This window comes from Ciceribacter sp. L1K22, assembly GCF_017599385.1.
Taxonomy (GTDB): Bacteria; Pseudomonadota; Alphaproteobacteria; order Rhizobiales; family Rhizobiaceae; genus Allorhizobium.
In genome coordinates this window covers 19316-44857 of record NZ_JAGFPK010000001.1, presented here as the reverse complement: position 1 = coordinate 44857, position 25542 = coordinate 19316, and the positions used below count along the sequence as shown (strand labels likewise).

Annotated in this window: 19 protein-coding genes; 4 read left to right on the top strand and 15 right to left on the bottom strand. The window is 60.7% G+C overall.

The genetic code is table 11. The features are described from left to right. The first annotated feature begins 18 nt into the window (after window positions 1-18). Both J5J09_RS00180 and J5J09_RS00175 read left to right on the top strand, forming a co-directional pair. Window positions 19-1560 carry an aldehyde dehydrogenase family protein gene (locus tag J5J09_RS00180; RefSeq protein ID WP_208547716.1) on the top strand — a complete coding sequence of 514 codons (1542 nt, stop codon included), beginning with the start codon at window positions 19-21 and terminating at the stop codon, window positions 1558-1560. 126 nt (window positions 1561-1686) lie between these two features. Further along, window positions 1687-3210 (top strand): bifunctional aminoglycoside phosphotransferase/ATP-binding protein, encoded by a 1524-nt coding sequence (locus J5J09_RS00175; protein WP_208547715.1) that lies wholly within the window; start codon window positions 1687-1689, stop codon window positions 3208-3210. Here J5J09_RS00175 and J5J09_RS00170 read toward each other — a convergent pair. The 11 genes from J5J09_RS00170 to J5J09_RS00120 all read right to left on the bottom strand — a co-directional run bounded on the left by J5J09_RS00170 (window position 3197) and on the right by J5J09_RS00120 (window position 16211). Beyond that, complete coding sequence (locus J5J09_RS00170) at window positions 3197-4138, bottom strand: energy transducer TonB (protein WP_208547714.1); 942 nt, start codon at window positions 4136-4138, stop codon at window positions 3197-3199. The genes J5J09_RS00175 and J5J09_RS00170 overlap by 14 nt on opposite strands. Then, window positions 4138-4608, bottom strand: coding sequence for a TonB system transport protein ExbD (gene exbD, locus J5J09_RS00165; RefSeq protein ID WP_208547713.1), 471 nt, complete (start codon window positions 4606-4608; stop codon window positions 4138-4140). The genes J5J09_RS00170 and exbD overlap by 1 nt, the downstream gene beginning before the upstream one ends. A gap of 4 nt (window positions 4609-4612) precedes the next feature. Continuing rightward, window positions 4613-5602, bottom strand: a complete 990-nt coding sequence (gene exbB, locus J5J09_RS00160) for a tonB-system energizer ExbB (RefSeq protein WP_208547712.1) — start codon at window positions 5600-5602, stop codon at window positions 4613-4615. Between the two features lie 161 nt (window positions 5603-5763). Next, on the bottom strand, window positions 5764-6690 hold the full coding sequence (locus J5J09_RS00155) for a 1-phosphofructokinase family hexose kinase (protein ID WP_208547711.1): 927 nt from the start codon (window positions 6688-6690) through the stop codon (window positions 5764-5766). Window positions 6691-6756: 66 nt separating this feature from the next. Continuing rightward, window positions 6757-9681: an aminotransferase gene (locus J5J09_RS00150; RefSeq protein ID WP_208547710.1), complete on the bottom strand. Its 2925-nt coding sequence runs from the start codon at window positions 9679-9681 to the stop codon at window positions 6757-6759. Window positions 9682-9804: 123 nt separating this feature from the next. Further along, window positions 9805-10689, bottom strand: coding sequence for a formyltetrahydrofolate deformylase (gene purU, locus J5J09_RS00145; protein ID WP_208547709.1), 885 nt, complete (start codon window positions 10687-10689; stop codon window positions 9805-9807). A 125-nt stretch (window positions 10690-10814) separates the two neighbouring features. Then, complete coding sequence (gene glnT, locus J5J09_RS00140; protein WP_208547708.1) at window positions 10815-12122, bottom strand: type III glutamate--ammonia ligase; 1308 nt, start codon at window positions 12120-12122, stop codon at window positions 10815-10817. A 56-nt stretch (window positions 12123-12178) separates the two neighbouring features. Beyond that, window positions 12179-13507 (bottom strand): FMN-binding glutamate synthase family protein, encoded by a 1329-nt coding sequence (locus J5J09_RS00135; protein ID WP_208547707.1) that lies wholly within the window; start codon window positions 13505-13507, stop codon window positions 12179-12181. Window positions 13508-13522: 15 nt separating this feature from the next. Further along, window positions 13523-14209: a GXGXG domain-containing protein gene (locus J5J09_RS00130; protein ID WP_208547706.1), complete on the bottom strand. Its 687-nt coding sequence runs from the start codon at window positions 14207-14209 to the stop codon at window positions 13523-13525. Window positions 14210-14216: 7 nt separating this feature from the next. Further along, entirely contained in the window at window positions 14217-15125 is a 909-nt protein-coding gene (locus J5J09_RS00125; protein WP_208547705.1) for a glutamine amidotransferase family protein, read from the bottom strand. Window positions 15126-15251: 126 nt separating this feature from the next. Then, a complete protein-coding gene (locus tag J5J09_RS00120; RefSeq protein WP_208547704.1) occupies window positions 15252-16211 on the bottom strand; it encodes a GlxA family transcriptional regulator in 960 nt (319 codons plus the stop codon). A 108-nt stretch (window positions 16212-16319) separates the two neighbouring features. Here J5J09_RS00120 and J5J09_RS00115 point away from each other — a divergent pair, with 108 nt between their 5' ends. Continuing rightward, window positions 16320-17384 (top strand): glycoside hydrolase family 5 protein, encoded by a 1065-nt coding sequence (locus J5J09_RS00115; protein ID WP_208547703.1) that lies wholly within the window; start codon window positions 16320-16322, stop codon window positions 17382-17384. On the opposite strand, the gene J5J09_RS00110 is transcribed toward J5J09_RS00115, so the two are convergent. Then, on the bottom strand, window positions 17281-18711 hold the full coding sequence (locus tag J5J09_RS00110; protein WP_208547702.1) for a surface polysaccharide polymerase: 1431 nt from the start codon (window positions 18709-18711) through the stop codon (window positions 17281-17283). The genes J5J09_RS00115 and J5J09_RS00110 overlap by 104 nt on opposite strands. A gap of 4 nt (window positions 18712-18715) precedes the next feature. After that, window positions 18716-20725, bottom strand: coding sequence for a GumC family protein (locus tag J5J09_RS00105; protein WP_208547701.1), 2010 nt, complete (start codon window positions 20723-20725; stop codon window positions 18716-18718). A gap of 231 nt (window positions 20726-20956) precedes the next feature. Between J5J09_RS00105 and J5J09_RS00100 the strand changes: the two genes are divergently transcribed. Continuing rightward, on the top strand, window positions 20957-22102 hold the full coding sequence (locus J5J09_RS00100; RefSeq protein ID WP_208547700.1) for a glycosyltransferase family 4 protein: 1146 nt from the start codon (window positions 20957-20959) through the stop codon (window positions 22100-22102). Here the strand turns inward: J5J09_RS00100 and J5J09_RS00095 are convergent. Further along, on the bottom strand, window positions 22099-24567 hold the full coding sequence (locus J5J09_RS00095) for a glycoside hydrolase family 2 protein (RefSeq protein WP_208547699.1): 2469 nt from the start codon (window positions 24565-24567) through the stop codon (window positions 22099-22101). The genes J5J09_RS00100 and J5J09_RS00095 overlap by 4 nt on opposite strands. 8 nt (window positions 24568-24575) lie before the next feature. Further along, window positions 24576-25541: a DUF1839 family protein gene (locus J5J09_RS00090; protein WP_208547698.1), complete on the bottom strand. Its 966-nt coding sequence runs from the start codon at window positions 25539-25541 to the stop codon at window positions 24576-24578. Window position 25542 lies beyond the last annotated feature (1 nt).

Below are 25542 nucleotides of genomic sequence, written 5' to 3'. Positions count from 1 at the left end.
AAGATCAGAAGGAACATCATGACCCTCGCCAATCTGAAACTCGCGTCGGAAGCGAGCGCGATCCTGTCCAAGCTGGGCGTGTCTGCCGAAACATCAACAGGTGGCACGCTGGTCGTGCGCTCGCCCATCAACGGCGAACAGATCGCCAAGGTCGCGGAGGTCGGTTCCGCCGAGACGAATGCCGCCATCGAAGCGGCTCACCGGGCATTTGTCGAATGGCGCATGGTGCCGGCGCCGAAGCGCGGCGAACTGGTTCGCCTTCTCGGCGAGGAGCTTCGCGCCCATAAGCAAGAGCTCGGGCGTCTTGTTTCCATAGAAGTGGGGAAGATCACCTCCGAAGGCCTGGGCGAAGTCCAGGAAATGATCGACATCTGCGACTTTGCGGTTGGCCTTTCCCGGCAGCTCTACGGTCTGACGATCGCAACCGAACGCGCCGACCACCGTATGATGGAAACCTGGCATCCGCTCGGCGTCACCGGCATCATCTCGGCCTTCAACTTTCCCGTGGCGGTTTGGTCGTGGAATGCGGCGCTTGCGCTCGTCTGCGGCAACTCGATCGTGTGGAAGCCGTCGGAAAAGACCCCACTCACCGCGATCGCGACCCATGCTATCCTGGAAAAAGCGATCGCCCGCTTCGTCTCCGAAGGCGGGAAGGCGCCCTCCAATCTCTCGACATTGCTGATCGGCGGCCGCACAGTCGGCGAGGCTCTGGTCGACAATCCGAAGGTAGCGCTGGTCTCGGCGACCGGTTCGACCGCCATGGGCCGCGCGGTCGGGCCGAAGGTGGCGGCGCGCTTCGGCCGCTCGCTGCTTGAACTTGGCGGCAACAATGCGGCGATCGTCGGCCCCTCTGCCGATCTGGACCTGACGTTGCGCGGGGTGGCATTTGCGGCGATGGGCACGGCGGGACAGCGCTGCACGACGCTGCGCCGGCTGTTCGTCCACGCGGATGTCTACGACAAGCTCGTGCCGAGGCTGGTGCAGGCCTACGGTTCCGTGACGGTGGGCAATCCGCTGGAAAACGGGACGCTTGTCGGCCCGCTGATCGATCAGGGTGCGTTCGATCGGATGCAGCACGCTCTCGACGCTGCACGTGCTGTCGGAGGGACGGTCTCCGGTGGAGGGCGTCTGCTGCAGAATGATGCGGCTGACGCCTACTATGTTCGCCCCGCGATCGTCGAGATGCCATCGCAGGCCGGTCCCATGCTGGACGAAACCTTCGCGCCGATTCTGTATGTCGTGAAATACTCGGATTTCAACGAGGCGCTGGCGATGAACAATGATGTGCCGCAGGGGCTTTCGTCATCGATCTTCACGAACGACATGCGCGAGGCTGAGACCTTCCTGTCCGCGCGCGGCTCCGATTGCGGCATTGCCAATGTCAACATCGGTCCTTCCGGGGCGGAAATCGGCGGCGCCTTCGGTGGCGAGAAGGAAACCGGTGGCGGGCGCGAGTCCGGATCGGATGCGTGGCGTGCCTATATGCGCCGGGCGACCAATACGCTGAATTACGGTCGTACGCTGCCACTCGCGCAGGGCGTCCAGTTCGATATCGACTGATCATGCAATAAGAAAAGGCCACGCCCAGTCGGTCGTGGCCTTTTCACACCTGCGGCGTTTGCCACTCTGGTCAGTGCCCATTCTTTGCGCCAGTATCGGATGCCCCAGCAATTTCTGGACCGTCCAATGCACATTGAGGACCAGTCTGACGCCATCGCGTTTCTACAATCGCCTGAGACCTATGGTCTTTCCGAAGACATCAGGCGGATCGAAACCCATATTTCGATCGTGTTTCTTGCAGGAGACCGGGCCTACAAGCTGAAACGTGCGATCAGGCTGCCCTATGTCGACTTCTCAAGCCTCGCCCTGCGCCGTACCTACTGCGAGCGTGAGGTGGACCTGAATGGGCGCGCGACACCTGAGCTTTATCTGGGGGTGCGCGTTATCACACGTCAGGCGGATGGCAGTCTCGCCTTTGATGGGCCAGGTGAACCGCTGGATATCGTGGTCGAGATGGTCCGGTTTTCCCAGCAGGATCTTTTCGATCGAATGGCTGCGGACGGCAAGCTCACTCTTGCCCTGATGGAGGAGACGGCGACCATCATCGCGGGGTTTCATGCAACGGCTCCGGTCGTTCGGGAGACAAGCGGCTCGCAAAACATGGCCGGCGTGTTGACGATCAACGAGGCCGGTTTCGCTACCTCCCATGTGTTCGACACCGAAAGTGTCACCGAACTGACCGGAACATTCAGGCGCGTGTGGGCAGACCATGCCCGGACGCTCGATGAACGCGAAAAAGCGGGCAAGGTCAGGCTGTGTCATGGCGATCTGCATCTCAGAAACATCGTGATGAGCCCGGCCGGGCCGCGGCTTTTCGACTGCATTGATTTCAACGACCAGATCGCCACAGTCGATGTTCTCTATGACCTCGCGTTCTTGCTCATGGATCTCTGGCATCGCGGACATGCCGACCTCGCCAGCATCGTCATGAACCGGTATCTTGACCAGACAGCCGACGAGGAGGGCTACCCGTTGCTGCCTTTCTTCATGGCGGTCCGGGCGGCCGTCCGCGCCCACGTGACCGCAACCCAGGTCGAGGAAGGTGCCGGAGATCTCGGCAAACTCGCCAGGTCGGCGCGGTCCTATTTCGCGTTGGCCGAAAGCCTACTGGCACCGCGGCAGCCGCACTTCGTTGTGGTCGGTGGCCTCAGCGGTACGGGGAAATCGACTGTTTCGGAGAGGCTGGCACCTCTTGTCGGCGGTGCGCCTGGTGCCCGGATCGAGGAAAGCGATCGCATCCGCAAGGCGATGTTTGGCGTAAGTCCGAACGAGCGCCTACCGTTGGCGGCCTATCAGGAGAATGTTTCGCAGAAAGTCTACGACGCGCTGCGCGAGAAAGCGGAGCGGCTTCTGATGGCGGGCGGAACCGTGATCATCAATGCGGTTTTCGATCGGGAAGAGGAGCGCAGCGCGACGGAAGCTCTTGCGGCGAAGCTTGGCGTGCCTTTCACCGGCATATGGCTGGAAGCGGATTCGGAGACGCTTGCGTCCCGCGTCATCTCGCGTCACAAGGGGCCGTCCGACGCCAACCTTGACGTCCTGCATCGCCAGTTGCTCAGGGATCCTGGCGATCTTCGCTGGCACCGTATCGATACCAGCCGTCCGATCGATCAGGTTGTGAACGCGGTCTTGGAGCTCAGCGCAGGTTAAATCGCACCGGCGCCACGATCGTCCTGTTGGCACCCGGAGGTGGGGCGGGCACGGGGGATGCACGCCGCACCATGTCGACAACGGCCTGATCCAGCGACGGGTATCCCGATGACCGAGACAGGGAGACCGACAGAACATTTCCCGAGGTGTCGATGGTGAAGCGGACGTAGGCCGTTCCTTCTTCTTTCTTCTTCCGAGCCTCCGACGGATATCGCTTGCGCCGTTCCAGGTGGGACATCAGTCGCGACTGCCATTTCGCCGGCGACACGGACGCATTGCCCGCGGTGCTGCTGGTTTGTGAGGCAGCCACGCGATTTGACTGCTTAACCTCAGCCTTCGCCTTGCGGGCAGCCTGCGAGGCTGCCGGAGCGGGTTTTTCAACCTTCTTCGGCTTGTCCTTCGGCTTTTCGGGAAGCGGCGGCCGCGCCATCGGGAGTGGCACCTCGACGTTTTCGAGTTGCGCGAGTGCCATCTCTTCGATCGGATCGATTTCCTCCACCGGTTCCGGAAGCGGCTCAAGCTCCTCTGGGGGCTCAGGCAGCGGTTCTTCCACTTTTTCGACGACCTCGGGTTCAGGTTCGGGCGTCGCTTCCGGTATCGGCTCCTCTACGGGCTCGGGCAAAGGTTGCGGTTCCGGCGGAGGTTCTTCCACAGCCTCCTTCGGTGGCTCTATCGTTTCGGTCTTGATCTCTTCGGCGTCGACCTCATCCGGAACGAGCTGGGTTTCGTCCGTCTCGATCGCTTCCGGTTCGGCTGCCAGCTCGATCATGATCGCTGCCGGAGGCGCGGAATCCGCCGTAGCCGGAGGCGGTTCCTGCAGCACCGCCATGACAGCACCCGCATGCGCCGCAAACACCACCAGACCGGCGGCGGTCCACAGCGCCAGTTCGCCCAATGACGCGCTTTTACGCAGGTGACCTGACGGCATCAGCGCGGTTCCTCTTGCGGGGTCTCCTCTGCCGGCGACACCGGCTGCGGGATGGTCTCCAGACCGACCAGGGCGATCTTGAGGTATCCGGCGTCGCGGAGAAGGTTCATCACATCCATGAACTCCCCGTAGCCGACCGTCTTGTCGGCTCGCAGGAATATACGCGTTTCCTTGTTACCGGAGGTTACCCGGTCTAGTTCGCGGGCCAGTCCCTCGGAGGCGACAAGATCGTTGTTCAGGTTCAACGTCCGGTCCGCCTGCAAGGTGACATAAACGGGTTCGTCCGGTCTCTCTGCCGGGGTCGCGGTCGATGCCGGCAGGTCGACGTTGACATCGACTGTCGCCAGCGGTGCCGCGACCATGAAGATGATCAGGAGAACGAGCATGACGTCGATGAACGGTGTGACGTTTATCTCATGGTTCTCGACCAGCTCGTCGGCGCCATTGTTTTCACGGATTCCGCCGGCCATGCTCCTACTCCGTCACAAGTTTTATCTTGGCGGCCGCTGCCGTCCCCGGAACTTTACGGAAATCGAGGTCGCGGCTGACCAGGCGTTCGATTTCGGCGGCAGCATCGCCGAGCAGTTGCCGATACCCGGTGATCGAACGGGCGAAGACGTTGTAGATGATGACGGCCGGAATGGCCGCGACGAGGCCGATGGCTGTGGCGAGGAGAGCTTCGGCGATCCCCGGTGCGACCACCGCGAGGTTCGTGGTGTTGGATTCGGAAATCCCGATGAAGGAGTTCATGATCCCCCAGACGGTACCGAACAGGCCGACAAACGGTGCGGTCGAGCCGATCGTTGCCAGTACGCCTGTGCCCTTCGCCATGCGACGGCCGGCGCGGATTTCTATGCGCGATAAGGCCGAACCCACACGTTCCTTGACGCCGGAATTGCCAGAGTGATCGATCGCGGCGTCGCAGTATCTGAGTTCTTCGTGTGCGGCCTGAAGCATTGTCGGGACGACGCCACGACGTTTGCCAACCGCCTGAAGTGCTGCGTCGAGGGTGCGGGCGCTGCCGATCCGCTTCAGCGCTCCCGTCGCCCGGCCACGCGCACCGGCCATCTGCAGCGATTTTGCCAGCCATACAGTCCAGGTGACCAGCGATGCGAAGGCAAGCGAGATCATCACCGACTTCACGACCCAGTCGGCGGCGAGAAACATGCCCACGGGAGACAGATCATGCGGGATGTCTGCCCGGGCAGTGGAGATCGCCGGTCCGGCTTCGGTGGCTTCCACATCCGTCGCGACGGACTGTTTTTCCGGCGTTGGGGAAGGAATGGTCGTGGCTGGAGTCGACTGCTCGACGGACATCGGTTGAGGTGGCGACATTGCCTCCGTCGATGCGGAACTTGTGGCGGGTGTCTGTGCCGCCTGGGAAAACGCCGCGCGCGGTCCGGCGACTACGGCACACAGAACGAAAAGAAACGCGATGGTCTGTCCCATCCGGCGATCGATCATCGGGACGCCCTTTCAAAAAATTGATACGTTTGACACGCGGCATGGCATCGCGCGCCAAGCAATGCGGCGATGGTTCTCCGATAATAAACTTGAGTTGAAATGACAAGTAATAACTTGGTCGCCGAGCGTCGCAGGCCGACGGACATGCCATCCAGTGTCAGTCAGCAGCCGGCATGGCTCGCGTAGAGGTCATTGACGTCCTGACGGCGGCAGAGTTCCGTGCCTGACGTCATGACGGTAGCAGCGCCAGCCGCCACTCCGAAGCGGAAGGCCTGTTCGACATTCCAGCCTTGCGATATCGCCCAGGTCATCGCGGCGACAAAACTGTCGCCGGCACCGACCGCAGACTGCACCGCTACTTCGATCGCCGGCAGATGGATGATCTCGTCGGCAGTGGCCAGGATCGCACCATCGCCTCCGAGGGTAACCGCAATATAGTCGGCAACGCCATCCCTGGTCAGCGTCTGCGCTACGGGACCTACATTGCCGTGGTGCAACTTGCGCCCGACGAAACTCTGGAGTTCGCCGAAACTTGGCTTGACCAGGAAGATGTGAGACTGCCGTAGAGTGGCCTTCAAAGCCTCTCCCGAGGTATCCAGGATGAAACGTGCGCCTCGCCGGCTCACGATGTCGGCCATGCGCGCATAGGTATCTTCATGCGCGCCGCGCGGCAGGCTGCCACTGGCAACGACATAGTCCGCCTCGCTCGTCTCCACCGCATCGAAGACGGCCGCCAGTTCCTCCTGGGTGACCAGGGGCCCCTCCGGTACGAAACGGTATTCGAGATTGGTCGACATGTCCCGGACGTTGTAAGCGACACGGACGGGATCGTGCATCGGAAACGGCTTCAGCCCGATCGGCAAGGGTTCGAGCATCGCGTTCAGCAATGTTCCTGTGGCTCCACCGGACAGGTAGAGCAAATCACAGGTGCCGCCCAGTTCCGCGATCACGCGCGCGACGTTGACGCCACCGCCACCGGGATGTTGCTGTTGGTTATGGGTGCGGGTCTTGTGGGTGTGCTGGACCTTTTCGGCCTCGCCAGAAATGTCGATTGCTGGGTTCAGTGCGATGGAAAGTATTTTGGCCATAGCCGAGGCTACCGTAATTCTATGTCATCTCAAAGAAATGGGTGGGTGGTTGGCGACGTACATATCCTACCAGCCCTCCGAAAGAACCTTTTCGAGCATGTCGGCGAAGAAGTCGGCGCTTTCGCGCGACAGGCAAAGCGGTGGTTTTATCTTCAAGACGTTCAGGTGATCTCCGGTGGGCTGCATGATGACGCCGAGAGAGAGCAGGCGATCGCAGATTCCTGCTGTCTCCTCCGTAGCCGGTTCGAGCGTCTCGCGATCACGGACGAATTCCAGTCCGAGATACAGTCCCATCCCGTGAACGGCGCCGGCGAGGGGGAAACGCTGGACGATGGCCTCGAGTCGGGCCTTCAGGTGATCGCCAACGATCTGTGCATTTTCCTGGAGGCGGTCGTCGCGCATGATGTCGAGAATTGTCATCCCCACGACACAACTGACCGGGCTTCCTCCCGCGGAAGAGAAAAAATAGCCCTCCCGTTCGAGGCTGTCGGCGATCGCCCGTGTGGTAATGACGGCGCCGAGCGGCTGGCCATTACCCATGCCCTTCGCGAGGGTGATGATATCGGGAACCACTGACTGCTGCTCGAATCCCCAGAAGTGGTGGCCGAGCCGACCGTATCCGACCTGTACCTCGTCGGCTATGCAGACGCCGCCCCGCTCGCGAACGAGGGCATAGACTTCCTTCAGATATCCGGGCGGAAGAGGTATGCCACCGGCATTGCCATAGACGCTTTCGCAAACGAAACCTGCCAAACCCCCGCCGCTCTCGTCGATTTCCTCCAATTTGGCGCGGACCGATTCGAGATAGTGATGTGTCGACTGCGGCCCCCGGAAGGGTCCGCGATACGTGTTTGGTGCCGTGACCGGATGAACCCAGTCCGGTCGCGTTTCGAGCGCCCGCGGGTTGTCGGCAATGGAAGTCGATACCGCATCGCTGGCGACGGTCCAGCCGTGGTAGGCCTCCAGCAGACTGATCGTGTTGCGTGAGCCGGTATGGGCCCATGCAAGACGCAGAGCCAGATCCACGGCTTCCGAACCGCTGTTGACCAGGAATACGGTATCCAGCGGGTTCGGCGCCAACTGAGCAAGCCTCGCTGAAAATTCTGCTACGGCAGCGTAGTGGAAACGGGAGTTTGTGTTCAGCATCGCCCATTGCCGACCAACGGCGCGGGCGAGCCTCGGGTCGCCATGGCCCAGGATTGCCACGTTGTTGACCATGTCGAGATAAGACCGGCCGTCGATGGCAAACATATGCTCCTTCCAGCCGCGCTCGATCTCGGGCGGGTGGGCATAATAGTTCTTTTGCGGCTTCGCGAAATGTCGGTGGCGCAGTGCAAGCAGCTCCTCTTGACGCAGAGGCGGTGCCTCAATGTCTAGCCCGAGGAGGGCGGATGGAGAGGGGCAAAGGTCCGACCATGCGCCGGCATGGCTGGGGCGCGAGAACAAGGGTGGAACAAGGTCGGGATCCCGGCACAACTGCAGACGAAGTCCGCCAACGGACCCGGGCTCGCCGGCGATCAGGCCGATGTCTTGTCCAGCGTCGACCGTCATACCCTCATCAAGGGGGCAATCCAGGCCGTCCACGTGCAGGACGAGGTCGTCCGACCGCAGCATGAGGCGATGACCATTGCGGCTGATAACGGCGGCGAATGGTGCAATCGCGCGCGACGCAGCCGGCAGGCAGACGTCAACGTGCAGGGCGAACGTAGCGGGTTCGCGCTCGCTTCTCACCTTCGTGTAGGAGAGTCTATGTTCGCCATAGCGCGTGGTTGCGACCCCCGTCGAAGCGGCGGCCTTCGCCAGGAGCTTCCAGTCGATTTCCTGGTCCGCCCAATTGTCCGCAATGAAGTCGAGACTTTGCACCGACAGATCCGTGAGCCCGAACTGTTCCGGCGGCAAATCCGGCAACAGCCGGCCGATGGCTGGCAATGTCATGTCTCGCCCGAGACCCAGGCGCCGGAGGATCGCAGTTTCCATCAGCGATAATGGGACGGAGGTGGCTATATCGAAAATCGTCCATTCGTGCTCGATGTTGCCGAGCACATAGTCGTTGTCCGGTTCGATCGACAGCTGCTTCTCGCTGCTTGCGACGAGGATGCCGGCGCGCGCCACGACCAGCGGCCACAAGGCCCTGAGTTCGCTCTCTTTCAAAGGATAGATGGCGTGGTAGGCCTCGATTGCCGGAAGAATGTAGAAGGGATCGCCATCGGCATGGTGCAGCAGCGATGCGCAGGTCACGGCGAGATCGGCTACGAGCCATCCATTCAGCACGTCGCCAAAGTCGATGACCCCATCGGGATGCACACGCCCATCTCTTTGAGGCATCCCGACCACGTTGTCGTCGGTTATATCGTGATGAATCGCCTGCGTGCGAAGGTCCGACGTCAGCGGCTTCAGACGGCGCATGGCTGCGATCATGGCCTTGGCGATGCGGTCGCGTTTCTGGTGATCGTTTAATCCGGCAAGAAGCGAAAGCGCAATGGGTCCGGCCTTTCTCAGGTCCCATTGCAGGTCTCTCTCCAGTCCGGGATGCCGGAATTCCGCCAATCCGGTCGCCACGCGAGCGGACAGCGTGCCGAGTTGCCGGACGACGGGTTCTGCGAGGTGTTTGCGCCTCGTCAGCGGTTCACCATCGAGGAAGGTCAGCAGCCGGAACTGATAATCACGCCCGTCGACAGTTTCGCGGAAGATTTCCGCCCCAGCGCCGTTTGCCACCGGCTGCGGCACCCGAGGCATGTTTTCTTGTCGCGCGAGATGGCGCATGGCATGGTTCTGCGCCTCAAGTTCCCTCGTTGCGTATTCCGAATGACAAATCTTGAGAACGAACCTGTCTTCACCGGTGTCGACGAGGTAGTTGCGATCCTGCTGGCTGCCGAGTTCCCGGATGGTCCCCTGGATACCGTAATGCCGCTCGAGAATCTCCGCCGCATGCTCCGCCGATATGGATGGTCGCGGCAGCGCCGTTCGCTCAAGCAGTGCGGTATCCGGCATGACCCATCTCTCCCGAAATCGATTCGCGCCAGATTATCAGAGGAAAGCCGTGCGTCCATCCGCTGAACGCACGGCTAATGTATTGGTGTTCCTCGCAGAAGCCGATCCCTCGGCCGGGACCGCTCAGCCCATTCTCTCGGATGCGTAGGAGCCGGGGCTCGCCGGGAAGACAACGGTGCGGTTTCCGTTAATGAAGGTCCGGTGATGGATATGCGCGTGGATGGCACGGGCAAGAACCTGGCTTTCGACATCGCGGCCCAGAGAGACGTAGTCGTCTGGCGACTGCGCGTGGGTCACTCGCACCGTATCCTGCTCGATGATCGGGCCTTCGTCGAGATCGGCCGTGACATAGTGAGCCGTCGCGCCGATGAGCTTCACGCCGCGCTCAAAGGCCTGCTTGTAGGGGTTTGCACCCTTGAAGCTCGGCAGGAAGGAGTGGTGGATGTTGATGATCTTGCCGGACATCTTCGCACAAAGGCTGTCGGAGAGAACCTGCATGTAGCGGGCAAGCACAATGAGCTCGGTTCCGGTCTGGTCGACGAGATCGAGGAGCTGCGCCTCGGCCTGCGGCTTGTTGTCTTTGGTGACCTTGATGTGGTGGAAGGGGATGTCGTGGTTGACGACGACCTTCTGGTATTCGAAGTGGTTGGAGACGACACCGACGATGTCGATCGGCAGCGCGCCGATCTTCCAGCGGTAGAGCAGGTCGTTGAGGCAATGGCCGAAGCGTGACACCATCAACAGGACTTTCATGCGCTGTGCGGCGTCATGGAGTTCCCAGGTCATGGCGAACTTTTCCGCCACCGGTGCAAAACCCGCGTCCAGCTTGTCGCGCTTGATGCCCTGCTCCGATATGAAGCTGACGCGCATGAAGAACTTGCCGGTGTCGAGGTCATCGAACTGGGAGGAGTCGACGATGTTGCAACCCTGCTCCGCCAGATAGCCGGAAATGGCGGCGACTATGCCCCGGGTCGACTTGCAGGAAACCGTCAATACATAACTGGTCATCGGTATGCTTTCTCCTCGCGCAAAAACTCGCTGGCCGTGTCTATCCCAATCAAAAGGCGCCGGAAAGGCCGGCGCCGACGAGGATGAGATGTCGCCCGTTGCGAAGGGATGCGTCCGTTGCCGTCCTAGATGTCGAGCGTCGTCAGACGCTCCCACTCGGTGAAATGGCCGGCATAGGCGTTCCATTCGTTGTGCTTGAGCTTAAGATAGGCAGCGGAAAACTCCGTTCCCATTGCGTCCTTCAGCAGCGTATCCCCGTCGTAGGCACGCAAGGCGTCGAGCAGATTGAGCGGAAGACGAGGAGCGTCCTTCACCAGATGACCTTCCTGGTACATGTCGATGTCGTGGTGCGGTCCGGGATCCGCCACGGTTCTCACGCCATTCAGACCGCAGGCGATGATCACCGCCTGGAGCAGGTAGGGGTTGACGGCACCATCGGGCAAACGCAGTTCGAACCGCCCTGGACCCGGCACGCGAACCATGTGGGTGCGGTTGTTGCCTGTCCAAGTAACGGTGTTCGGGGACCAGGTCGCACCGGATATGGTCCGGGGGGCATTGATGCGCTTGTAGGAATTGACGGTCGGATTGGTGATCGCGGCGATCGCCGAGGCATGGGCCATAATGCCGCCGAGGAAGTTTCTTCCCTTCGCTGATAGTCCGAATTCTGCTTTGTCGTCGGCGAAGACGTTGATCTTGCCGTCGTTGTCCCAGACAGAGATGTGGCAGTGGCAGCCGTTGCCCGTCAGGCCCTTGAAGGGCTTCGGCATGAATGTCGCCCGCAATCCGTGCTTTTCCGCGACCGACTTCACCATGAATTTGAAAAAGGAGTGCTTGTCCGCCGTCTTCAACGCGTCGTCGAATTCCCAGTTCATTTCGAACTGGCCGTTGGCGTCCTCGTGATCGTTTTGATACGGGCGCCAGCCGAGTTCCAGCATGTAGTCGCAGATTTCGGAAATCACGTCATAGCGTCGCAGGAGGGCCTGCTGGTCGTAGCAGGGCTTTTCGGCCGTATCGGCGCCATCGGAGATCTCGCTGCCGTCGGTCGAGATTAGGAAGAATTCCGCTTCGACGCCGGTCTTCACACGCATCCCGTTTCCGGCTGCTTCCGCTATCAGCTTCTTCAGCACGTTGCGCGGAGCCTGTTCGACCGGTTTTCCCTCCATCCAGCAGTCGGCGGCGACCCAGGCGACCTCCTTCTTCCACGGAAGCTGGATGACGGACGACGCGTCCGGCAAGGCGAAGAGATCCGGGTGAGCCGGCGTCATGTCGAGCCATGTCGCAAAACCCGCGAAACCCGCGCCTTCCTCCTGCATGGCCTTGATCGCTGCGGCGGGTACAAGCTTGGCGCGCTGTCCGCCGAAGAGATCTGTGTAACTGATCATAAAATATTTGACGCCATGCGCCTTTGCATAGCTTTCGAGATCCAGTGTCATTTCGTTCCCCTTATGGATTTTATGGACGACACTTTGATGGTAAGACTGAAGATTGGTCAGAAGCCTCCCTTTCCGGGTATCCAGCCGGTGCCGGCAAGCGGCACCTGGGCCATCGCGGCGGCCTCGATGGTAAGGGCGCAGAGATCTTCCGGTTCGAGATTGTGAACGTGGTTCTTGCCGCAGGCGCGGGCGATCGTCTGCGCCTCCAGCGTCATGACCTTGAGATAGTTTGCGAGGCGACGACCGGCGGCGACAGGATCGAGACGTTTGGAGAGTTCAGGATCCTGCGTCGTGATGCCGGCTGGGTCCTTGCCCTCGTGCCAGTCGTCGTAGGCGCCGGCGGTGGTGCCAAGGGCGTTGTAGTCCGCTTCCCAGCGAGGATCGTTGTCGCCGATCGCAACGAGCGCGGCGGTGCCGATCGACACCGCGTCTGCGCCGAGCGCCAGCGCCTTCGCGACATCGGCGCCGTTGCGAATGCCGCCGGAGACAATGAGCTGGACTTTCCGGTGCATGCCGAGGTCCTGTAGTGCCTGCACGGCCGGGCGTATGCAGGCGAGGGTCGGCATGCCGACATGCTCGATAAACACTTCCTGGGTCGCGGCCGTGCCGCCCTGCATGCCGTCGAGAACAACGACGTCGGCACCCGACTTCACGGCGAGTGCTGTGTCATAGTAGGGGCGGGCGCCGCCGACCTTCACATAGATCGGCTTTTCCCAGTCGGTTATCTCACGCAGCTCATTGATCTTGATCTCCAAATCATCCGGCCCGGTCCAGTCGGGATGCCGGCAGGCCGAGCGCTGGTCGATGCCTTTCGGTAGGGTTCGCATCTCCGCGACCCGGTCGGAAATCTTTTGGCCCAGCAGCATGCCGCCACCGCCAGGTTTCGCGCCTTGGCCGACGACCACCTCGATCGCATCGGCGCGGCGCAGGTCACGCGGATTCATGCCGTAGCGAGAGGGGAGATACTGGTAGACGAGGATTGAGGAATGACCGCGCTCCTCTTCCGTCATGCCGCCGTCGCCTGTGGTCGTCGAAGTCCCCGACAGGCTGGCACCGCGGCCCAAAGCCTCCTTGGCCTGGCCTGAGAGGGAGCCGAAACTCATGCCGGCAATGGTGATCGGGATTTTCAGTTCGATCGGTTTTTTCGCGAAGCGAGAGCCCAGCACGACGTTGGTGTCGCATCGTTCGCGGTAGCCTTCCAGCGGATAGCGCGAAATCGAGGCGCCGAGAAACAAAAGGTCGTCGAAGTGCGGAACCTTGCGCTTGGCGCCGCCGCCGCGAATGTCGTAAATGCCGGTTGCCGCAGCGCGCCGGATTTCGGAAAGGGTATAGTCATCGAAGGTGGCTGACTTGCGCGGCGTGGTGGTCGGGTTGCGATAGCTCATCTGATCTCTCCCCGCTCAATAGGCGTCGGCGTTGTCGATGTTGAAATTGTAGAGCTTGCGAGCAGAGCCATAGCGTTTGAAGTCGGCCGGATCGGCGTCCGTGATTTCGGCCCGCTCCAAAAGCGAGCGCAGCAGATCGAGATGCTCCGGTCTCATTTCCTTTTCGATGCAGTCCGCACCGAGGCTCCTGACATTGCCGCGAACGAAAAGCCTCGCCTCGTAGAGGCTGTCGCCCAAAGCTTCGCCGGCGTCACCCAAGACCACGAGGTTACCCGACTGTGCCATGAAGGCCGACATGTGGCCGATATTGCCGCGCACGACGATGTCTATCCCCTTCATCGAGATGCCACAGCGCGAGGCGGCATTGCCCTTGATTACGAGGAGCCCGCCGCGGCCGGTGGCGCCCGCATACTGGCTGGCATCGCCGTCGATAACCACAGTGCCCGACATCATGTTTTCGGCGACGCCCGGCCCGGCGGATCCATGGATATTGATTGTCGCCTGAGCATTCATGCCGGCGCAATAGTAGCCGACATTGCCCTGCATATCGACCGTGACAGGGGCATCGACACCGACGGCGACCGAATGGCTGCCGCGCGGGTTCAACACTTCGAAGTGGGTATCGTTGCTGCCGCTGGCCACGGCGTGGAGCGCCTGGTTCAGTTCACGAAGCGGGGTCGTGGCGAGATCAAATGTCTGCATGATGTCCTCAGGCGGTCTTCTCGTGGTCCCAGAAATAGACGGTCGCGGGCTCCGGCTCCCATATGCGGGCTGTCTCTATGCCGGGCAGACCGACAAGGGCGCGGTACTCCGAGCCGAAAGCAACATACTGGTCGGTTTCCGCCATCACGGCCGGCTTGCAGGCGATCGGGTCGCGCAAGACCCCGAAACCTGATTTGGTTCCGACGACAAAGGTGAAGAAGCCATCAAGGTCCTCCACGGCGCCCCCGAGCGCTTCGCCGAGATTCTTTCCGCGCGCCATTTCGGCCGTCAGGTAGGCGGCGGCGACTTCGGAATCGTTTTCCGTTTCGAAGGTCATCCCGATCCTTCGCAGTTCCCTCCGCATGTTGTTGTGATTGGACAGCGAGCCGTTGTGGACCAGGCACTGGTCGGCGCCAGTTGAAAACGGGTGGGCACCGAGCGTCGTCACAGCTGACTCCGTCGCCATTCGAGTGTGGCCTATCCCGTGGGAACCGCTCATGGCGCGGATGCCGAAGCGGGATACGACGTCCCGCGGAAGCCCGGTTTCCTTATAGATCTCTATGGTTTCACCAGCGCTCATGATCCGGATCCCAGGACGGTTTGCGGTGATCCAGTCGCGCGCAGCCTCCAGGTTTGCCCCAGGCAGACCGAGAACGGCGTGTGTGCTTTTTTGCTCCATCCCGACGGCGACGCCGAGCTGGACCGACAGGTGATCCGCGAGCCCGACGAAGTCCTCGGCAGGTTTGGAAGACTGAACGGTAAGTTTGGCGTTGCCTGTGGAATGGTTGCCATAGATGGCGATGCCTGCGCTGTCGGGGCCGCGGTCGGTCATGGTCACCAGCATGTCCGACAGCAGCGTGCCAAGAAGCGGCTCGAGCGCCTCATCCTTCAAAAACAACCCGACGATTCCGCACATCGCGTCTTCTCCCCTTCCGGACCGGAAACCTTGCCATACGACTTAACAGACGACGTAGGTGCGATCAATTAAGGGAAAAAAAATTTCATTTAGGGAAACTAAACTTGAATGGCGGTAGGTGCCCCCTTAACGTCGTCTGGTCGCACTTGGGGCGGTACCGTACTGCTGACGATAAGACCGCGCGAAGTGGGCGGGCGTAGAATACCCGCATGCCACCGCGATTTCCGATATCGTCAGCGCACTCTGCTGAAGCAGTGTTCGGGCCTGCTCAAGCCTCAATCGCCGATATTCTGCCGTGAATGTCGAGGACAGGTGCGTCGCAAACAGCCTGTCGAGGTGGCGTTCGCTGACGCCGGCAAAGCGGGCCATCGCCGAGCGGTCGAGTGGAGCCTCAAGCGTCGTCTCCATCTTCTCCAAAACGGAAAGCAGGCCTTCATGGTGCAGACCATGACGCTCGGCGGCCGATGCACGCTGGGGAGCGGCGGACGAACCCACGTGCGTATGAAGATACCAGTCGCTGATTTTCGTCGCGAATGCCGCACCGTGTCGCTGCGCGATCAAGGCGTGCATCATGTCGAGAGGGGCGATACCGCCTCCGCATGTCAACCGGTTCCGGTCGACCACGTAGCGAGCCGGGACCGGCCTTAGATCGGGGAAGGCTTCACGAAGCGCCGGCGTGTGCTCCCAATGGATCGTGAACCGGTAGCCGGCCAGAAGACCGGCCGCGGCAAGCAGATACGGGCCTCCCGATATACCCCCCAAGGTGACGCCTTCGCGCGCCGCTCCACGCAAGACCTTGTGAACGACGGGCCAATTCCATACGGACGGATGCCCTCCGGCGATGACGAAGAGGCTGTCGACCCTCTGCTTTGCCGATCCCATCGGTATGCAGGGAACCACCGCGCCTGAAGAGGATGTGACAGAAACGCCCTCCGGCGCGAACGTGGTGACATGGTAGAGTTCCCGACCCGCCAACAGATTGGCGGCTCTAAGAGGTTCCACTGCGGACGCATAGCACATCAGCGCGAAGCCAGGGATGAGCACGATACCGACGCTCTCCGGCGACGTCGCAAGCGGTGTGGTCATGAACGCCAAACTCTCGATCTGGTTGGTCGGCCGTCAACCATAAAGGCGACGCAGCATTGACCGGTGATAGCCCGGTATCTAGTCTTCCGGAAACAGGACAGGGCGGTCATGATCGGAAGAGACGGCAACGCGGTCAACAGGATTTTGGCTTCCGGGCTCCTCGTGCTTGGCCTCGCAGGCCAGACGCCAGCAAACGCCAGTGGCCCAAGCTGTCTTCGGGGAATAAACCTTTCCGGGGCCGAGTTCGGAGGAGACGGCGGCAACGTTTTCCAGGACTACGTCTATCCGTCGGAGGACACGGTCGCCTATTTCGCCGAAAAGGGTTTTACCTCGATCCGGCTCCCGTTCCGGTGGGAGCGACTGCAGCCAGAGCTGTTCAAGGAGCTCGATCCCGATCATTTGCGCCTCATCGAGGAAACGGTTGTGCTCGCCCGACAGTTCGGAATGAGCGTCGTTCTCGATCCGCACAATTACGCCCGATACCGCGATAAAGTGGTCGGCTCGCCAGACCTGCCTGATGCAGCCTTTGCGGACTTTTGGGGGCGACTGGCGGAGCGTTTCGCCAACGCCAACGACATCTCTTTCGGTTTGATGAACGAGCCATTCGACATTCCGACACACCAATGGTTGTCAGCGACAAACGCTGCGATCGCAGCCATTCGCGCCGTCGATGCGAATAATCTGGTCTTGGTTCCGGGTACGCATTGGACCGGCGCACACGCGTGGCAACGGGATGAAGACGGCGGGAACCACGCAACGGTCATGCTCGGTGTCGTCGATCCGGCTGACAATTTTGCCTATGAGGTTCATCAGTACTTCGACGACGACTTTTCCGGAACAAAGGGCAATTGCAGCCGAGCGGACGACGCCATCGCTGCCTTGCAGACCTTTACGACCTGGCTTCGGGAGAACGGCAAGCGCGGCTATCTCGGAGAATTTGGGGTTCCGACCGACGCCTCCTGCCGCACGGGGCTGGAGGAGGCCACCGCGGTCGTCGAGACCGCCGACGATGTCTGGGTCGGGTGGGCTTATTGGGTTGCAGGTGACTGGTGGCCGGAAAGCGAACCGCTCAATATCCAGCCGACCGGGAAAGGCGACCGGCCCCAACTTTCGGCGCTTCAGCCATTCCTTTCCGATTCCTCCGGAAAGACCTGTACGGCGCTGGAGCATTAGTTCCAGGTAAGGAGCTCTCACCGTAGGTGCCCTTGGCTGCTTTAGGTCGCTGCCCCAGTGCAGCGAGATCGACCTTGTCCATCACGCCGACGAGGAACCACATCAAGCCGGCGGTCTTGATCGAGTAGAACGAATTACTGATCAGCATCAGAAGCAACAGATAGACAAGCACCGCTGCGTGAAACCGCCAGCCGCCCGCTGTCCTGGCGGGGGCATAAACCGCTGCGCCCCACAGCATGAAGAACCCGACAATTCCGAACTGCGTCAAGGTATAGGCGAAGCCGGAGTCCGCCGTAAACTGATCCGTTGTCTGCCATCCGAAAACGACGGAGGGGGACAGTTGGGCCAGCAGGTGTGCCGTCACATTGAAGCGCCCGGCTATGTCATTGGCACCACCGTCCGTCTGACTGATAATCCCGTAGGATGCCAGGGCGGCGAGGAGAAGAAACGGTGCCACGAACCAGACCAGTTTGGGAATGATCCGAAAGAATGGCAACAGCAACGTGACCAGGATACAGGTGAAAAAGCCGAACCGGGCGTCAGCCATGATGATCACCGCAAGAGCCGCGATGAACACAAAGCGTCGCCACCTCATGCCGGCGCGCGTCAGAGCCCAGCAATAGATCAGCGCACCGTAGTTTCCGGCCGACACCGGTTCAAGAAAGACGGAGGAGACCCGGTGTTCGCCGAGAAAGGGCAACAATGTTCGCGCCTCGGGGCGCATCCCGCTGCCGAAAAGCCCGGTCGTGGCCCCGAACGCTTCTTCAACCTTGATGGTCCCGCGGGCAATGTAATAGCCGAGGATGTTGAAATACTGGAGATAGACGTCCGTCGCGAAATACTCAATGAAGCCCACGAGCAGCACGAGAACCGCGCTCGCGGCGACAAGCCGGTCTGCAAGTTTCAGATTGGCCGAACGGATGCCCATGAAATAGAAGGCAATTGCGATCAATACATCGCGCATCACCTTCAGGTCATTCTCCTGCCTCAGAGCCGATAGAAAGACGATATAGCTGCAGAAGAGAGCAGCAACCACATACAGTCCGATCTGCCTGCTCATGGCCGCTACGAGGGCGGTACCCACCACTGCCATTTCGGCCAGCATCAGATGGCTTTGGCCGATCCCGAAGACCCGCGTGTTTACGAAACAGAGGAAGAGGTTGAGCGTCAGCGAGCCCATTACCGCCATTACCGCCAGGGGAGACACATAGGCGGGCGCGGTTGTTTGTGATGTATATGAAACATGATCCGGGTTAGACAATTGGCGTCGACCCTTCCATGCGACGCCCAATCTTCCGTTTACAGTTTCCATTTTGGTCGCCGCCACCGAGTTAGTCCCCGTTCTCGACGACGATACGTCCCATGATTATGTCGTGCCAACCGTCGAGACGGTCGAGGACAGACGTGATGTCCGTATGGTCTTCCTGGACGACTATGGCCGCGCTCGCTATCGGCAAAAGAGCGTCCAGTCCCGCCATGGCGTCGGTTCCGCAGGCATTCACAATCGTGAAGAAGGGCCCCTCTGAAGGCGCACCGATATAGCGGGAGACGCTCGGTCGGCCAGCCACCCGACGGCCCTGGGTGCCACTTGAAAAGTACTGATATTTCAATTGATCAGGATCTCTTCCCATATTGATTTGATCCCTGCCGATAGCATTGACCAAGCTAGGGCGCCCCGCCCTGTGCCGCGTTTCGGCACGCTCCCAGCTGCCGGCAGCATAGCGGACGTCATAGCCCAGATCGACGAGTGCCTGGACAAGATCGGGGACGACATCAGCCGCTGCGCCCCTTGGCTTGTCTTTCGAAACGAACACCAGCGTCGGTGACGGTTCTTCCCCGACCTCGTCCGCCAGCTGGCGTGCCAGCACGGTTATCTTCTTATTCCACTCGGCTGCACGATCCGCCTCCGTCTGTCTTCGAGACGACACCATTCGTGACCATAAGCCGTTTTGCGATGGGGGTCTGTGATCGGGAAGCTGCGCCAGGATGGGGATATCCTCTTCTTCCGCCCCGTCTTCGCTGTCCGCGAAAGTGCGCACCACGATTTCATGAGCGACCGCAACAACGGAGCCGAGGATGATTCCGAACGTGAGCCCCGCGACCACAATAATCAAAAGCACGAGCCTGGACGTGCCCGCTCCGGGCGTCGCGACGGTGATCACCCTCGAATTGTTGGTCTTAAGGCTCTGCTGCTGGCCCAGTGACTCAGCCCTGTTGAGGAAGGACTTGTAGAGTGCCTGGACGGTTTCGGCTTCGCTCTCCAGCTGGCGCAGCCGGATCTGCGAGTTCCCGGAGTCGAAACTGCTTTTCGTCAGGTTCTCAAGTCGCCGCTGCAGAGCCTGCGTGTTTGCGGCCGCCCGCTGGTAGCTGCTTTCCATGGATTGCCGAAGCCGCGCCAGTTCAAGTTCGATCGCTCTCTGCATGTTGGCGACCTGCGAGCGGATCGCGCGCAGTTGCGGATGATTGGCGCCTAGATTGGCTTCAAGTTGGGTCTGGCGATCGAGCAACTGGACATAGCGATCGCGCAAGACCTCGATGGTCTGGGATTGGAGAGCCTCCGGAATTCCGCCGGATTTGATACCCTCCATCGTCAGACGCTTTGCCTGTTCGTATATGGTGAGCTGCTGTTCCTCGAGGCCGCGCGCGGTGATGAGCTGTTCGTTGAGGCCTGCCAGTTGCTGGTCGATCACCAACCGGCCTTCTCCGGTGCTCGCGAGATCGTTCTCCGCCTTGAATCGTTCGACGGCTGCTTCTGCCTTCAGGACGCGATCACGCAGTTCATCCGCCTGCACCTGGAAGGCGGAACTCGCACGCCGAGCGGCGTCAGCGCGTGTCTCCTCAATCTGCTTCAGATAATTGTCAGCGACCGAATTCGCGATCCTGGCGGCCTTCTCCGCGACAGGGTGCTGGGCTGTCACGACGATAACCTGGGACTGGCCAGCCCGTTCGGCCGTGAGATGCTGTTTCAATGCGCCAGACGCCGCTGCCAGCGCCTCCTCGGCCGATAGTTTTTGTCGGCTCGCCGGGGGAAGCAGGAAATCGTCCGCTGTCAGGTCGAGATCGTTGACGACCCGGTCGAGCACGGCTCTCGACACCACGACATAAAGCTGGGTGTCGAGGTTTGACAGCTCCTGCTGCGATGATGTCGCGGCCGATGCGCCATTCGTATTGTCGACCGTCAGGTCGCGCGTGTCGATGATGAGTTGCGTCGATGAGGAATAGAGGGGGGTGATTTGCAGCGCGTAGAGCAGGGCGAACAGAAATCCAACGCCCGCCAAAATAGCGATGTAACTCCAGCGGCGCCTCAGGATGCCCGGTAGCTGTACGATGTCGATGTCCATAGTCTCGCCAGGACCGCCTGCGCGGCATTCATTTCAGTTGGGCCGAGAAAACGGCTCAAAACGGAGGGGTCCGTTTATCGTCAACAGTGGCAAAACATGGTTAACGACTTCTGAAGGAAGGAGGATGTAAACCGCTTTGGCAATCTCACACCATCTTAAGAGATAGTTGAGTACACGTAAGGCTCACCGCCCTTCGTCACCGGAGCGCGCGAGAACGTTCGGAGGAATCCGTTGTCTGCATCGACACAAGATCCCGGTCTGCCTCTGGTCGTGCAGGTTGTCCGACAGTACGCTCCGGCCCGTGGCGGATTGGAGGATGTCGTTGCCAATCTTGCCGCGTCACTACCGGCCCAAGGGTTCAGGACCCGGGTGGTGACATGCGACCGACTTTTCTCCGATCCAGACCGGACGCTGCCACCGCGAGAAATCCTGGATGGAGTAGAGGTGGTTCGCATCCCGTGGTACGGCAGTCGCCGCTATCCGGTTGCGCCATCGATTGTCGGCGAGATTGGCGATGCAGACCTGATACATGTACATGCAGTCGACTTCTTTTTCGATGCGCTCGCGTGGAGCCGGCCGTTTCACGGGAAGCCGATGGTTGCGACGACGCACGGCGGGTTCTTCCACACGCCGAAGTACCGGACGATCAAGGAACTGTGGTTTCGGACCGTGACCCGAATGTCCGCCTTCGCCTATCAGTCGCTCGTATGCTGCAGCCAGTCCGATCTTGATTTGTTCAGAAAGATCGCTCCGCGAAGAAGCATGCTGGTGGAAAACGGCGTGGATATCCAGAAGTTTGCGGTCGGGAGGCCTGATCAACCGGCACGACGGCTGGCCACGATCGGTCGTTTCTCCGTTAATAAGCGACTGGACAGGCTGCTCGATACGATGAGATCGCTGGTGGCGATGAACGATGACTGGCGCCTCGATATTATCGGAAGTCCCTCTGATCTTTCGCCGGAAGACATAAATGCTCTGATCGCAAGCCGCGGGCTCACCGATCATATTGCCGTCCATCTGTCGCCCGAAAACGAACGCATACGAGAGCTTCTTGCCCGCGCTTCCATCTTTGTGTCCGCCTCGGACTATGAGGGGTTCGGTCTGGTGGCGGTCGAGGCGATGGCTGCCGGACTTCTTCCGGTGCTTCACCCCAACGCGGCCTATCGGTCGTTTTCGGACAAGCACCCCGACATCACACTGGCCGACTTTTCCCAGCCTGAAGATGCGGCGTCACGTATCGGCGCGACCTTCGAGAGACTTTCGGTTGCCCCCGACGAGGTGCGGGCAACCCTGAAGGCGGAGGCCGCGATGTACTCATGGGATGGCGTGGCGGCAAAATATGCCGGGGTCTATCGGGCCGCTCTCGGCAAGCGCTAGAAGCGCCATACTCGACGCGACCCAAGGGTTGTGAAGGTCCCGGTCGGCAGCAGGTCGGACGATGTTCCCGGTCGCGGCGTCAGGCGGATCGTCCTTTTTCCCGGTCCCATATGAAACCAATCGTCAGACACGGAGAAGCCGTGCGCATTGACGTTGACGGATTGCGCGAAGCGATCCGCCTCAATTGTCATTGTCCAGACGTCATCCTTCCGCAGGCTGATCGATATCTCGGGATCGAAGAACGCCGTTCCCCGTCCTTGCGGGAAGTGGAACGCCTCGGAAAGCATCTCGCCGGTTTCGGCGTCGTGCATCGTTGCCACCGTTACGTGATGCGGAACAGGACCGAACCGGAATGCGTAGGTCGTGTCGAAGAACGCCCCAAACATGTCGGTTGCAGCGATCGAATATGTGGATCGCGGTGCGAGGGCAGTGCTGCTTTCGCCCGATACGACCTTCTGACGCCCGTCGCGGAGGCAGGTAAGCCTGATGATCACATTCATCGTGCGGCTGCTTTCGTTGAGGGCGTGCACGTAGAGACCATTGGTGCCCTCGTCGGAGACGACAAGCTGCAGAGGCCGGAAGGCACGCTTCAGTGCATACCAGACAGGCTTTGGCTCGCCGGTGGAGTCGATGATACCCCAGCCGGCGCCTGGAAGGATATCCTGGTACGTCCAGATCAGGGCACCATTGCAGGAGGAGCCCGGACGGCGCCACTCCGCGAAGGTCTCGGTGACAACCTCCGCAGTGACCGCGCGCGAGAGATCGAGATAGCGCGCCTGATCCTCGCGGCGGAGACGTGTGGGGTCGAAGCCATAAAGCAGTTGGAGGTAGTGGTCGCGGACATCCTCGAAGTCCCACGATGCGTTCCGGTCGCGGGGTATGCGGGATTTCCAGAGTGGATCGTGGACCGCAGGCACGGCGAGATGTTCGTCCAGCGTGGCCTGCTGTGGCACCTGTGATAATGCCAGGCACTCCGCCGCAAATCGGACTTCGGCCCGGCGGGCATCTTCGAGTGGCCGGCAATAGGCACCGACGCCATAATAGTGCGTCACGCCATGATTGGGCGAGAACGGCATTGCGCCGCCGCTTGGGGAATTCTCGACATACACGACGTCGGGCCGGAAGTCGCTCGCAGCAAATGCCAGGGTCTCAGTGAAAAATGCGCCGCGCCATGTTGGTTCGGGAAGCCCGAGCATGGCTGCCTGCTGGTAGACCTCGCTGCCGCCACACAGCACCGCCAGCGAGGGCGATCCCTGGATCGGCAACAGAAGGGTTTCGATCTCGCGGCGGATCTGGTCAGCGAAGCCTTCCTCTCCAACGGGATAGTCGAAGTTGGCGAACATGAAGTCCTGCCAGACGAGGATTCCCAGCCTGTCGCACAGCCGAAAGAAATCGGCGCTCTCATATGTCATCGTACCGCCGATGCGGATCATGTTCATACCGGCTTCCGCAGCCTGCATGAGCCAGGGGGCGTAGGTTTCAGCCGAGCCCGACAGGTTCAGCAGGTCGGCGGTCGTCCATACCGCTCCCCGGCAAAAGATCCGTTCTCCGTTTACGACAAGCCGGAAATCGCGGCCGTCGGAACCATGCTCCACGGCGACGGTTCGAAATCCGACGAGCCCAAGGCCGTGGGTTTGGCCATCGATTGTCAACTGCACATCATAGAGAGCCGGTCGGCCGTGAGTGTGCGGCCACCACGGCTCGATGTCGGGAATGACGAGACAGCCGGAGAAGTGAGTTCCGTCGTTGCTCGAGAGAACCGAGGAATGGCCGTTGCAGGTCAGCCTGATCGATGAGGCTGCTGTCGCAAGTTGGAAAGAGGCCGACAGGTGGCCATCGCAGTCGTCGGTGAGTATCGCCGTGAGGCGTAAATTCGACACGACGTTGTGCCCGGATCGCACGAGACTGATCGGTCGCCAAGGGCCGACCGCATGAACGGATGGACACCAGCCCGGCATGTGGCCGAGCAGCGTGGTCCTCACCGATCTGAGGCCCTGGCTGTCAAACAGCTGCGGGCGCCAGCGGGCTCTCGGGCCACGGCGTTCCGGATGCGGAGCAAGAGCGCGAAAGCACAGAACCAGTTCGTCGCGATCGGTCAGTCGAATGGCCAGCTCGTGGCACTCGAACATGCTCGTCGATGTCAGCACCAATTCGCCGTTCAAATAGATTTCCGCGACCGTCGCCAATCCCTCGAAACGAAGAGTGGCAGGTCCGGGCGCTTCTCCACCCAGAGAACGGAAATACCAAGCATCTTTTTCCAGAAGATTTTCAGGTTTTTCGACGTCGTAAAGCCCGGACGCAGAGAGAGCGCCGGCGACGGTGCCGGGGACCAGAGCCGCCAGGCGGATTGCCGATCGCGGTATGTCTGACGGTCGCTGATAGCGACCCCCTTCGGTCACGAGCAATTCCCAGCCACCTTCAAGCGGCCGCTCGTCGGCTCCGAGCTGGATTGTTCTACCCCCCATTGCGTCCCTCAGGCGATCTTTGCGCCCAACCCCCTCATCAATCTTTCCCACGCCTCGGCCGCCGGATCCAGAACCGTTGCCAATGGCTCGAACTTCTTCCGTGTCACGGCGCGAGCAAGCTGGAACTGGGTCGACTTCGCGATCTCGGAGATCGTCAGCGCTTCCTGTGCCTCACCGTCGAAGCGCGAAGCGTCAAGCCACAGCAGGTGGCTTGAGAGCAGCTCAAAGTTGGCACCGAACTGGCGCAACGTATTGAATGCGTACTTGTGAAAGAAGCCGAAAGGCCGTTCTGCCAACGCTTCAACCTGTGCCGGAAATACCTTGGCGAAGGAAGCGAGAGGATTGTTCTCCGGGCGCCGGGTGTAGTGGTGCGCCAGCAAGCGTTCTGCTGTAGAATGTTGTCGCTCGGCCGATACCGGCGCGGCAGGAAACTTGGCGAATTCGGTGTATGGCAGGAACGGCAGGCCGTCGGCGGGGCCGTCCGTTTGAAACAAGCCTACGAAATCCTCCCTCTCGACACGGAAGAAGCCGCCATTGTGGAAATAATCCATTGACTGAGACGCAAGGTCCAGCCTGTTGATCGCCACCGTTGTCTTGCCATGCTCCTGTCGATAACCGACGCCGCGTGTGTCAGGCATGAAATAGCTGTCCATCTCGACCAAGCAGAGGCGTCCCCGGCCGATCTGCTCCACGACATGCGACTCCACCCGGTCGAAGATCGCAAGTTCGGTGACGCGGATGTCGTAAAGCGCCTCGAGGTCCTCGAGCGGGACCTTGAAAAATGTCATCTGGTCGCCCTCAAAGTCCTGCGTCAGCGCAAAGCCGAGCATTGCCTGTGGGGCGACGCCATGGGCGGCCAGCACCTCAATCCAGAGGTCTACATAGCAGTTGGTCTCCGGCCACATCCGGTCAGCCGCGTGAAGCGCATGCGGCTGGTGGGCAGCGGGGTCGAGATCGCCGAATACTGACGACATC

Excerpts from the sequence above, each read along its gene's own strand:
- J5J09_RS00180 (WP_208547716.1), top strand. The coding sequence starts at position 19 with ATGACCCTCGCCAATCTGAAACTCGCGTCGGAAGCGAGCGCGATCCTG.
- J5J09_RS00175 (WP_208547715.1), top strand. The coding sequence starts at position 1,687 with ATGCACATTGAGGACCAGTCTGACGCCATCGCGTTTCTACAATCGCCT.
- J5J09_RS00170 (WP_208547714.1), bottom strand. The coding sequence starts at position 4,138 with ATGCCGTCAGGTCACCTGCGTAAAAGCGCGTCATTGGGCGAACTGGCG.
- exbD (WP_208547713.1), bottom strand. The coding sequence starts at position 4,608 with ATGGCCGGCGGAATCCGTGAAAACAATGGCGCCGACGAGCTGGTCGAG.
- exbB (WP_208547712.1), bottom strand. The coding sequence starts at position 5,602 with ATGATCGATCGCCGGATGGGACAGACCATCGCGTTTCTTTTCGTTCTG.
- J5J09_RS00155 (WP_208547711.1), bottom strand. The coding sequence starts at position 6,690 with ATGGCCAAAATACTTTCCATCGCACTGAACCCAGCAATCGACATTTCT.
- J5J09_RS00150 (WP_208547710.1), bottom strand. The coding sequence starts at position 9,681 with ATGCCGGATACCGCACTGCTTGAGCGAACGGCGCTGCCGCGACCATCC.
- purU (WP_208547709.1), bottom strand. The coding sequence starts at position 10,689 with ATGACCAGTTATGTATTGACGGTTTCCTGCAAGTCGACCCGGGGCATA.
- glnT (WP_208547708.1), bottom strand. The coding sequence starts at position 12,122 with ATGACACTGGATCTCGAAAGCTATGCAAAGGCGCATGGCGTCAAATAT.
- J5J09_RS00135 (WP_208547707.1), bottom strand. The coding sequence starts at position 13,507 with ATGAGCTATCGCAACCCGACCACCACGCCGCGCAAGTCAGCCACCTTC.
- J5J09_RS00130 (WP_208547706.1), bottom strand. The coding sequence starts at position 14,209 with ATGCAGACATTTGATCTCGCCACGACCCCGCTTCGTGAACTGAACCAG.
- J5J09_RS00125 (WP_208547705.1), bottom strand. The coding sequence starts at position 15,125 with ATGTGCGGAATCGTCGGGTTGTTTTTGAAGGATGAGGCGCTCGAGCCG.
- J5J09_RS00120 (WP_208547704.1), bottom strand. The coding sequence starts at position 16,211 with ATGACCACACCGCTTGCGACGTCGCCGGAGAGCGTCGGTATCGTGCTC.
- J5J09_RS00115 (WP_208547703.1), top strand. The coding sequence starts at position 16,320 with ATGATCGGAAGAGACGGCAACGCGGTCAACAGGATTTTGGCTTCCGGG.
- J5J09_RS00105 (WP_208547701.1), bottom strand. The coding sequence starts at position 20,725 with ATGGACATCGACATCGTACAGCTACCGGGCATCCTGAGGCGCCGCTGG.
- J5J09_RS00095 (WP_208547699.1), bottom strand. The coding sequence starts at position 24,567 with ATGGGGGGTAGAACAATCCAGCTCGGAGCCGACGAGCGGCCGCTTGAA.
- J5J09_RS00090 (WP_208547698.1), bottom strand. The coding sequence starts at position 25,541 with ATGTCGTCAGTATTCGGCGATCTCGACCCCGCTGCCCACCAGCCGCAT.